Origin of the sequence: Microcystis sp. (genome assembly GCF_048564745.1) — a bacterium.
Lineage (GTDB): Bacteria > Cyanobacteriota > Cyanobacteriia > Cyanobacteriales > Microcystaceae > Microcystis > Microcystis ichthyoblabe_A.
In genome coordinates, this window is the sequence record NZ_JBLZRT010000199.1 from 1 (window position 1) to 10,543 (window position 10,543).

The window sequence follows — 10,543 nt, forward strand, 5'->3', positions numbered from 1 at the left end:
TCTCCATTTTTTTGCTTACCTCCACCTTGATTCCTTCTTTCAAAACTATACCTATCAATCGTTTCCCCTTTTTTTAAGTTTCTTCTCTTTTTGTTAAGAAAGATCCGACTAATGGATAGATCAAGGGGGGCAGGGGGGATCGAACCTCAAATACATTTTTAATATAATTATAACCAGCTACTTATCAGTTCACTGATTACTGTTTACTGTTCACTGTTTACTGTTCACTGAAAATACACCCCACTTCCCTAACAACCATACCAAAGCTTTTCTATCTGTTTTGCTAGGGCCAATAACTCAGAGCGATCGCTTGTATCCCTTAAGAGGGTGACATGGCCTAATTTTCGACCGGGACGGGATTTTTTACCATACCAAAAAACCTGAGCGCCGGGGATTGCCGCTAAAACTGCTCTTTTTTCGGCATAATCACCGTCACTATCCTCAAAACCCAATAGATTCACCATAACTGCCCCGGCAGATTTTAAATCCGTGGCTCCGAGGGGCAAATTAGCCACTGCTTGCAGTTGTAGGGCAAATTGGGAGGTAAGACAGGCAGAAAGGCTGTAATGACCCGAATTATGGGTACGGGGAGCGATTTCATTAATCAATACCTCTCCCTGCGGAGTGACAAATAATTCGATTCCGAAAACACCCACCGCCGACAAACTACTTAACAGATGATGGGCGATATGTTCGGTTTGAGACTGTAAAGATTGGTTAAGAGCGGCGGGAGCGATTACCCAGTGACAGACTTGCTCCTCTTGATGGGTTTCCACCACGGGATAGGTGACGATTTCCCCGGTTAATCCCCTAGCGGCAACGATGGCTAATTCGCGCTCGTAGGGAATATAAGCTTCTAACATCAAGTCAAGACGCTCTAATTGCGGCTTTTTGGCACTTAATTCTTCAGGAGTGCGGATAATAAAGGTTCCTTGACCATCATAACCGTGTCGTCGCGCTTTCAGCACTAGCGGAAAAGGATAATTTTCTAATTGGGATAAATTATCTATCGCCCAAAAATCAGGCACAGGCAACCCTAGGGAGCGCAAATAAGATCTTTGCTCGTATTTATCCAATAGGGGGCGCAGATTTGCCAAACTAGGATAGAATTGCACTCCTGTGGCCGCTAATTCTTCTAGGGCATCTAAATTAACAAACTCATTTTCAAAAGTGATCAGATCACAATGTTGAGCTAGTTTTTTTGTGCCTTCCGCGTCAGCTATTTCCGCGAAGACAACCTCGTCAGCTAAAGCAACGGCGGGATCGTCGGGGTGTGGTGTTTGTAAAATTAGAGAAATGCCTAATTTCTTGGCTTCCTGTGCCATCATCCAAGCTAATTGTCCACCACCAATAACACCAACCCTTGTTTGCATCATTGATCACATCCTAAAGATTCTGGAGTAGAGACGCCAGTTTTTGAGTTGACACCCTCGGCTCTTTCACAGAGATTTTTGATTTGTTGCGCGTCAAGCACTGCAAAACTAAAATCAGCACCGTTGATGTTTACTCCCTCGAAAATGGTACGCAGCATAATCGCTTCGGCAAAAATGGCATCGCTTAAATCGGAATTTTTAAAGGTACTCAGATAGGCTAAACCATTGGTTAAGTCCGCTCCATGAAAGTTGCCTTCGATGATAGAGGCTCCGTTAAACACTGCCCCGCGCAAATCGGCAGAGCTAAAGTTAGAATCTTGCAGATTAACGTTAGTAAATTGGGCAGATTGCAAATTTTGTCCCGAAAAATCCTTTCCTGTCAGATTCTGGTTTTCATAACTGGCATTGGCTCCTGTGACAGCAGCAGAACTGGCAGCTAAGGCATGGACAGGAGATAGGATAAATAGTAAGGCAAAAAAAGCGATCGCTAATCGAAAGATAGTCTTCATTGGCGGCAAATTCCATCAGTGGGCATTCTTGATTTTATAGCAGTAAGTCATCCGCCGTCAGCTTTTCGCCGGCCGCGAGAAATTGCTGGCACACAAACCTTTATAATAGCTGTCTAAGCTTATACTGCCATGCAATTGGGTCTAAACAAAAATATTTAAGCCACAGGCCCTGAGCTTTCAGCTAAATAAAGTAAAAGACAAAAGTTAATTACTTTTCTCTCTCCTGACTCCTATTTCTAAGGACAATTTCTGATTTATACAAGAGGTTTGATGGATACACCGCAACTTTTATTCAATGGTTTAGCCGTCGGCAGTATTATTGCTCTGGCTGCTGTTGGGTTAACCCTTACCTGTGGCATTTTGCGTCTGTCTAATTTTGCCCACGGCGATTTTATGACTTTGGGTGCTTACATAACTTGGGTGGTAAATGCTCAAGGGATTAATCTCTGGTTAGCGATGCTGGTGGGGGCAGCAGTGACAGCTATTGCCATGCTCATTGCCGAGAGATTATTATGGAAACCTATGCGCGATCGACGGGCTGAGCCTACCACTTTAATTATTATTTCGATCGGTTTGGCTTTATTTCTTCGCAATGGTATTTTAATGATCTGGGGCGGCAGTAATCAACGCTACGATCTGCCTGTGATGACCGCTACAGAAATTTTTGGTATTAAAGTAGCTTTTGATCGCTTGTTAGTCATTGGTTTGGCAATTATAGTTATTATTGCCCTCCATTTTTTATTACAAAAAACTAAGATCGGTAAGGCGATGCGTGCCGTAGCTGACAGCAACGATTTAGCTAGAGTAACTGGAATTAACGTCGAATGGGTTGTCTTCTGGACATGGATAATTACGGGAGTTTTAACTGCTTTAGCCGGAGGTATGTTCGGGTTAATTACCGGGGGAGTACGCCCCAATATGGGCTGGTTTTTAATCTTACCAATGTTTGCGGCCGTTATTTTAGGTGGTATTGGTAATCCCTACGGAGCGATTGCTGGGGCTTTAATTATTGGTGTTGCTCAAGAAATTAGTGTTCCCTTAATTGGTTCTGATTATAAATTAGCCGTGGCTTTATTAATTATGATCTTGCTGTTATTATTCCGTCCCCAAGGTTTATTTAAAGGCACGGTTTAACAGTTAACAGTTATCAGTTATCAGATGTGAGTTTTAAGTTATTTATTTATTTATCTTCATCTTTATCCCTGATTACTGATTACTGTTCACTGTTTACTGTTTACTGATCACTGATCACTGAAAAGCCCAATTTTTAATCCTGAATATATTCTTCCCCAGTGATTAAAGCGTATTCAGCACGGGTGAATTCTCGACCTAAATAAGCAGCATGATCGAACATAGTAATCGGACAAGGTTGGGTTTCTTCGATCACTTTTACGGCTAATTCTTTGGCAGTCCTGGCGGTGTAAATAGTCTCAGGATTGCGATCAAGTTTTTGCCTAACACCGATAACTTTTCCCGTTTCTGGATCGACGGCTAAACCTTTTTCGTTGATAATATTGCTGTAATGTTTGGCACAGATTAACCCAGCTTCTCGATCAAGATAAATAATAAAATATCCTGCGGGATCGAGAGCGATCGGACGTTTAGAAAGTTGATGATCAATAGCTGCGATTTGGGATTTTAATTCGCTCATTTTCTTGACAAAATCACTTAAGTAGTCGTGCAAAATTAATTTCCTAGTCGAGACAGGAGACAGGCTTCGGCCGTGAGCTTTTGCGTTCGACCGAGCGTTCGACAAAAGCTCACGCGGCGGTTCGACAGGCGGTTCGGCTGAGCTCACCGTCGAAGCCTCACCGTCCGCTCGACTGAGCTCGCCGAACGTCCGAAGTCTCACGCCGAGGTCCGAACGGAGACAGGAGACGGGAGACGGGAGACGGGAGACAGCTATTAGGGATCGGATTTGAGTTTTCAGTTCACTGTTTCCTCACACCAGAAGTCTGACGGAGTAGTGGCTTAGATGTGTAATTAATTTTGCTTAGGTACTTAAATATATAGTTGAAAGCAAGAGCAAATTATATCACATACCATCATCCTTGTCCTCTGGCAACATGAGGATAAACGAGGATAAACTCAGAAAAACAGGCTCTTCGGTAATTGTTATGCAAATAATTAACTTAAAATAAAATTCGATAAGAGTGCCTACGCTCAAAAATAGCTAAAATCCATACAGGGAAAGACTTAAGACACAAACAGGTTAATACCAAAAGATAGACAATCGAGTTAAGATTTGATATAATCGCCAAAAACCAGAGTATTTTACTTATGATACTTGACAAATTTTTGAACCTAGAAGGAACCTCTATTCAAGGCTATGTACACCTAGAAAATATCGGTATAGTTTTCCGAATTGAATCGAAAAATAAAAAAGCAACGGCTCGACTGAGCTCGCCGAACGTCCTGTCTTCGTTGTGGGTTAGAGAGCGATAAACTACACCAAAATCATCGACATTTAGTCAAAGATTTACCGCTCTCAGGCCAATCAGTGTACCTACAAGTTAATCGTCGTCAATTTAAGTGCGATAATTGTCAGAAACCCTTTAGCGAAGAGTTAGATTTTGTCGCCAGTAAACGAACCTATACGAAAAGACTAGCCGAGAATATACTTGAACAATTAAAAGAAGGAGATATTTTAAATGTTAGCCGAAGAAATGACGTAACGGAAGAAGAGATTCAAAGAATGCTAGAGGACATCGCTGAAGAAATTACAGAGGCAGACCTATCGAAATTAAAAAGACTAGGAATTGATGAAATCGCTCTAGTGAAGGGACAAAAAAATTACTGTGCAGTTTTAGTAAATTTAGATACGGGAAAACTAATAGCTATTCTAGAGAAGCGAACACAAGAGGAGTTGAGAAAAACGCTTACAGGCTGGGGAAAAGAGGTATTAGAACAAATTGAAGAAGTGAGCATAGACCTTTGGCTAACCTATAAAAATTTAGTGAAAGAATTGATACCATCGGCATAAGGGTTCCATCCCTTATAACCCCCGTCCATTGCATAACACAAACCGAAGAACCCAGCTTATTAGCGCTTGGGAGAACTGAAAAAACAGTTTTATCAAGGACGGGAATTATTGCCGAGAAATACTGGTAAAAAGGGATAAAGCTCCAGAAAAAGAGCGGAAGTTAGCGAACTGGTTCCTCGCTATCCACTTTGGGGGTTGGGTTTTGGGGAGATTGCTGAAGTTCTTGCCAGCGAGTTTCTGCCAGTTGTTTTTGTGTTTGCACTTCTCGGTCATTGGAACGATAACGAAGTGATTCTTGATAAGCTTGAATCGCTCGCTCGTATTGACCGAGTTTAAACCAACTATTGCCTAAACTTTTCCAGGTTTCGGGGTTATCTTTTTGTCTTTGAATCGCCTGTTGATAGGCATTTATGGCTTGAGAATTGTCGCCTAAACGATAGTAAGCGTTACCGATACCGATAAAAACTTCGGCTTTTTGGGAAGAAATACGGCGAGCTTTTTCGTAGGATGCGATCGCTTCTTGAAATCTTTCCATTTGATGAAGTAATGCCCCTTGATTTAACCAGGCTTGATAATAATTAGAATTGGCTTGGGTTGCTTGAGTAAATGCCTCCAAAGCTTCTGAATTGCGGCCTAATTTTTGCAGAATAATCCCTTGACTATAGTGAGCTTGGGAAAATTGGGGATTAAATTGTCCGGCTTTGCTATAACTTTCTAAGGCATCATTAATTTTATTTAATTGATACAAACTATTTCCTTTTTGATACCAAATTAAGGCATTATCTGACTCAATTGCTAGAGCCTGATCGTAGGCTTTAACTGCCCCTTCATAATCCTCAAGATTTTGTAATGACCAACCTTTTTTATACCATATTTTGGCATCATTTTTTTGAAAAGTTAACAATTTTTCAAGAGCTTTTTGGGCGGCGGAATATTGTTGCAGTTCTAGATAAATATCGGCTTTACCTTGCCAAGCTTGACTAGCAGCAGGATTAAGAGATAAGACCTGCTCAAAACTTTCTAAAGCCTCCTGATTTTTGCCTAATTTATCTAAAGCTTCCCCGCGACCGAGCCAAGCTTGCCAAGCGGAATCTGGGTTAATTTGAATAGCTTTTTCGTAGGTATTTAAAGCTTCCGAGTATCTTTTTAAAGCCAATAAAGCATCGGCTTTTCCTTGCAATGCCTCAAGATAATCGGGATTAATTTTTAAGGCTTGACCATAGGAATTAAGGGCATCAGTATAACGTTTGAGTTGATAAAAAGTCTGACCTTGTTGATAGTAATTAATAGAATTACGGGAATTTTGCCAATAGTCAAAACCCAGATAAGCACCAGCTATTAAACCAATTGTCCCAGAGACAAACAAGATTTTTGTTAGCCAAGATTTCCCTTGACGAGCAACTTGACTTTGAGATTTCACTGCCTGGGTAATTTTCGGATCGAGATGATGAATTTTTCCTAATTTTCTCAGAGCGATTAATGCTTCACTGGCGCTGGTATAACGCTGACGAAAATCATAGCAGATCATGCGATCGATAACATCACTAAACTCGGCGCTAGTCATGGCCAAATGTTGCCAGAGAATTTCCCCCGTGCGAGCATCCAAGGGAATATCTTGGGGAGCTTTACCGGTTAAAGCTTGTAATCCAATCATACCAGTGGCATAGATATCGCTACTAAAACGGGGATAACCTTGGGCCTGTTCACTAGGGAAATAACCCGGGGTACCGATAGCGACTGTAGAAACGGTTTTACCTTCTTTAACTACTTGAGTGCTAATTTGTTTGACAGCACCAAAATCAATTAAAACCAATTGATCATCTTGGCTGCGACGAATAAGATTGAAGGGATTAACATCGCGATGGATCACCTGTTTTTGATGGACAAATTCGAGAATTGAGAGAATTTCTATTAATAAAGCCACTACTTTCTCTTCATTTTGCCTATAGACACCGGCAGTAATTTCTGTGGCTAAATCTTCCCCTTCAATGTATTCTTGCACGAGAAAAAATTGCCCATTTTCCTCAAAATAAGCAAATAAACGGGGAATATGGCGATGATTGCCCAATTCTTGCAGGATTTTCGCCTCGGTTTCAAAGAGTCGTCTAGCGATGGCTACAGTTTCGGCATTCCGGCACTGGGGTTGAAATTGTTTGATCACACAGCGATTTTGATTGGGTAACTGGCGATCGCAGGACAAGAAAGTCTGTCCGAATCCCCCTTTTCCCAATTGACGGATAATTTGGTAGCGATGACTAAGGATTTTTCCGGCAGCGAGTTCCATAGACGATGGCAATCCAAGGTTTTTTACTATTCTAGGCTTTTCGGCTCTCTTTTGCGGTCGCTGGACAAAACGCAGAAATTCCCCTATTCTACTTTTTTCCCTATAGAGAGGGAAAAAATTCCCTGTGGAGGGGACTGACATGACAGACAGAAAAAAATAATCTAGAAACAGAGAAAGTTCACTGTTGTTTTTTGAGAGGATAACCGCTATGTCTATCAATCCTGGTACTAGAGCCGGCACAGCTCTACTGATTACCCTGCTGATGGGGTCGATGTCCGGTACTTTTCCCGTCCTCGCTCAAAGTAATATTAATCGGCAACGTCTCATCGCCCAACAAATCTCGATTCCAGCCGGAACAGTTATCCCTTTGAATTACGAGAAAGCCGATAAAATTTTAGTTTCTAAAAGTGATGTTATTCCTCTGACTTTAACCGTAGCCAGAGATATTCGTGATCGGAATGGGAGTGTGGTGATTGCAGCAGGAAGTGAAGTCAAGGGTACTTTAGAAGCGGCAGGCCGAGGTGTGCGCTTTATTGCCGATGAAATTGCCCTCGATGGGGGCAATCGCACCATTCCCCTCAATGCCACTTCCCGATTAATTACTACCACTGAAACCGTGCGTAAAGGGGCAAAAACTCAAGATATCTTAGCGGGAACCGTCGCCGGTGCGGGGGCAGCCACAGCGATCGCTGCTCTTACAGGCGATCGCAAGATCGAAGTTCTCGATGTTTTAGCGGGGGCAGCCGTGGGAACCCTTGCGGGATGGGGTTTACCGACGGCGGGAATTGTCGGTGGTAGTTCCGCGCAGTTATACTCTGTTAACCCCGATCGAGATTTAAATATTACCCTGCAATCGCCCCTAGTGATCAGAGATTAGTAAACGGCAAACCATCACCAAATCCGCCAGCAGACGGATTTGGTGTCAACCATAGATTTAATCGGAGCGATCGATTTGTTAGATTTTTAATAGTCGGTCTGTCAACCGATAGACAGAAACAGTTAAAACATCAGAATTCAGAGATCAAAGTATGAAACTTCCTACAGGGTTACGGCGAACTATTACCCATGCTTTGGCAACTTTTCTGGGAGTTATGCTCGGTTTTAGCAGTTTAGCGGCGGTAAATGCTCAAAATCTGCCCACTGCTGCCACCGATCTGGCCAGAATCCCCCCGGAGATGACGGCGGAAAGTTTTGTCGCTAAGGCAGTGGCCCGCACGGGTGCGGCAGTGGTGCGAATTGACACCGAAGCGATCATTACTCGTCCCAATAGCCCCTTTTTTGATGATCCTTTTTTTCAGGAGTTTTTTGGGGAACAGTTTCGTGTTCCCACCCAGCAGCGAGTGGCGGGCCAGGGATCGGGTTTTATTATCGATGGCAATGGTTTAATCTTAACTAACGCCCATGTGGTCGATAATGCCGATAAGGTAACGGTAACTTTAAAAGATGGTCGTAGCTTTAAAGGAGAAGTACGCGGTACTGATGAGATCACTGATTTAGCCGTGGTGAAAATTAATTCCCAAGGGGAAAATTTACCTGTGGCCGTCCTCGGCAATTCCGCATCCATACAAGTGGGGGACTGGGCGATCGCTGTAGGCAATCCCGTCGGTCTAGATAATACGGTAACTTTAGGAATTATTAGCACGATCGGGCGATCGGCGGCTAAGGCGGGTATTCCCGATAAACGCATTGATTTTATCCAAACTGATGCCGCTATTAACCCGGGTAATTCCGGCGGTCCTTTACTCAACGCCCAAGGGGAAGTCATCGGTATCAATACGGCGATTCGTGCTGATGCCATGGGCATCGGTTTTGCCATTCCCATCGACCGGGCCAAACAGTTACAAGCAACCCTAGAATCAGGTCAAAAGGTGGCCCATCCCTATATCGGTGTGCAGATGGTTAACCTAACTCCCGATTTAGCCCGGGCTAATAATCAAAACCCCAATTCTCCCATGATCGTGCCGGAAGTGTCGGGAATTTTGGTGGTGAAAGTCCTACCCAATACCCCCGCCGAAAAAGCCGGGATCCGTCGCGGGGATGTGATTGTCAAAGCTAATAATCAACCGGTTAGCGATGGCACTGAGTTACAGGAAATGGTGGAAAAAACTGGAATCGGTCAATCTTTACCCCTCAGAATTAGAAGGGGGGAAAGGGCGATCGATCTCACCGTAATCACCGCCCAAATGTCAAATCAGTAATCAGTAATCAGTAATCAGTTATCAGTTATCAGTTATCAGATGTAAGTTTTCAGTTCACTGTTTACTGTTCACTGAAAATACTCCCCATCACCAAATCGGTTTTTTTCCTTGAGAGAGTTCTCGGTTTTTCCTCTCGCCCCTATAATCTGTGTGTAAATTAGCTTTATTTCTTTGCGAGGATAATAACTATGGATCCGGCTCAAGTTAGCAATTAAATGTACTTTATCAGGGATTTAGCGATCAGCTTCGGGGCGAAATTAATCGGGGCGATCATACTCTGGTTTATCGGTAAATGGTTGATTAATCTAGCGGTTAATCTGCTCAAAACCAGTTTGGCCAAGGGCAACGTCGATCCTACCATCATTAGATATATCATTTCTTTCATCCTCATTGTCCTGCAAGTTGTCCTGATCGTGGCGATTTTGGGCTTTTTTGGCGTTGAAACCACTTCTTTTGCCGCACTTTTAGCCGCTACTGGTATTGCGATCGGGGCTGCCTGGGGGGGGCTGTTGGCCAATTTTGCCGCCGGGGCTTTTTTAGTTATGTTCCGTCCCTTCAAGGTGGGCGATTTTGTCTCTGCGGGAGGTATAACTGGCACGGTGGACGAATTGGGTTTATTTGCCACTACTATTAACACTCCTGACAACATTAAAACTGTAGTCGGCAATAACAGCATTTTTTCTGGGAATATTCAAAATTTTTCCGCTAATCCCTATCGTCGTGTGGAGTTGACCGCTCAATTAAGTCACGGGGTAAATGTCCCAGAAGCGATCGCTCTGTTAAAGGATAAAATTAGCCGTATCCCCAATGTTTTGACTGATCCCGCTCCCGATGTGGAAATTTTAGAATTTAATCCCTCCGGATTTCTCTTAGCAGTACGTCCCTATTGCAGTAACGATAACTATTGGCAGGTCTATTTTGACAGTAATAAGGTTATCTATGAATCCTTCGGTGAAGCGGGCTATCCTATTCCTGCTACCCACACGGTTTTACACAATCAATAGGGTTTGCTTTAAAGACTATATTTCTGGAAAATTATTCAAAGAGGGCGAAGGCCTGAGAGGGGGACAAGCGAGCTAGAAGGTAGATAGGGCAAGCGATATTGCTCTTTGTCCTTTGATGTAATCCTTCAACCGATAGCGGCTAATTTGCATTAGCTCTTCTATATTTTTTTGGAACATTTGATGTAGCTGGAG

The 10,543-nt window shown here is 43.1% G+C and carries 8 protein-coding genes and 1 pseudogene; 5 read left to right on the top strand and 4 right to left on the bottom strand.

Annotated elements, in window-relative coordinates; translation table 11 throughout:
• Positions 1 to 248 precede the first annotated feature (248 nt).
• On the bottom strand, positions 249 to 1,376 hold the full coding sequence (locus ACOCD9_RS20415; protein WP_287702269.1) for a 5-(carboxyamino)imidazole ribonucleotide synthase: 1,128 nt from the start codon (positions 1,374 to 1,376) through the stop codon (positions 249 to 251).
• Complete coding sequence (locus tag ACOCD9_RS20420; protein WP_287702267.1) at positions 1,373 to 1,882, bottom strand: pentapeptide repeat-containing protein; 510 nt, start codon at positions 1,880 to 1,882, stop codon at positions 1,373 to 1,375. The genes ACOCD9_RS20415 and ACOCD9_RS20420 overlap by 4 nt, the downstream gene beginning before the upstream one ends.
• 270 nt (positions 1,883 to 2,152) lie before the next feature.
• On the opposite strand from ACOCD9_RS20420, the gene ACOCD9_RS20425 reads away from it, so the two are divergent.
• Positions 2,153 to 3,016 (top strand): branched-chain amino acid ABC transporter permease, encoded by an 864-nt coding sequence (locus ACOCD9_RS20425; RefSeq protein ID WP_287702265.1) that lies wholly within the window; start codon positions 2,153 to 2,155, stop codon positions 3,014 to 3,016.
• A 133-nt stretch (positions 3,017 to 3,149) separates the two neighbouring features.
• Here the strand turns inward: ACOCD9_RS20425 and ACOCD9_RS20430 are convergent, their stop codons facing one another.
• Positions 3,150 to 3,533, bottom strand: coding sequence for a DUF4346 domain-containing protein (locus ACOCD9_RS20430; RefSeq protein WP_287702279.1), 384 nt, complete (start codon positions 3,531 to 3,533; stop codon positions 3,150 to 3,152).
• A gap of 629 nt (positions 3,534 to 4,162) precedes the next feature.
• Between ACOCD9_RS20430 and ACOCD9_RS20435 the strand changes: the two are divergent.
• Positions 4,163 to 4,862 (top strand): annotated as a pseudogene (locus ACOCD9_RS20435) (transposase); the annotation flags it as partial.
• Between the two features lie 163 nt (positions 4,863 to 5,025).
• Here the strand turns inward: ACOCD9_RS20435 and ACOCD9_RS20440 are convergent.
• Positions 5,026 to 7,149 carry a serine/threonine-protein kinase gene (locus tag ACOCD9_RS20440; RefSeq protein ID WP_287702263.1) on the bottom strand — a complete coding sequence of 708 codons (2,124 nt, stop codon included), beginning with the start codon at positions 7,147 to 7,149 and terminating at the stop codon, positions 5,026 to 5,028.
• A 208-nt stretch (positions 7,150 to 7,357) separates the two neighbouring features.
• Here ACOCD9_RS20440 and ACOCD9_RS20445 point away from each other — a divergent pair, with 208 nt between their 5' ends.
• The 3 genes from ACOCD9_RS20445 to ACOCD9_RS20455 all read left to right on the top strand — a co-directional run bounded on the left by ACOCD9_RS20445 (position 7,358) and on the right by ACOCD9_RS20455 (position 10,351).
• Complete coding sequence (locus ACOCD9_RS20445) at positions 7,358 to 8,026, top strand: hypothetical protein (RefSeq protein WP_104397215.1); 669 nt, start codon at positions 7,358 to 7,360, stop codon at positions 8,024 to 8,026.
• A 151-nt stretch (positions 8,027 to 8,177) separates the two neighbouring features.
• Entirely contained in the window at positions 8,178 to 9,347 is a 1,170-nt protein-coding gene (locus ACOCD9_RS20450; protein WP_287702261.1) for an HhoA/HhoB/HtrA family serine endopeptidase, read from the top strand.
• Between the two features lie 215 nt (positions 9,348 to 9,562).
• Positions 9,563 to 10,351 carry a mechanosensitive ion channel family protein gene (locus ACOCD9_RS20455; protein ID WP_419548296.1) on the top strand — a complete coding sequence of 263 codons (789 nt, stop codon included), beginning with the start codon at positions 9,563 to 9,565 and terminating at the stop codon, positions 10,349 to 10,351.
• The last annotated feature ends 192 nt before the right edge of the window (positions 10,352 to 10,543 follow it).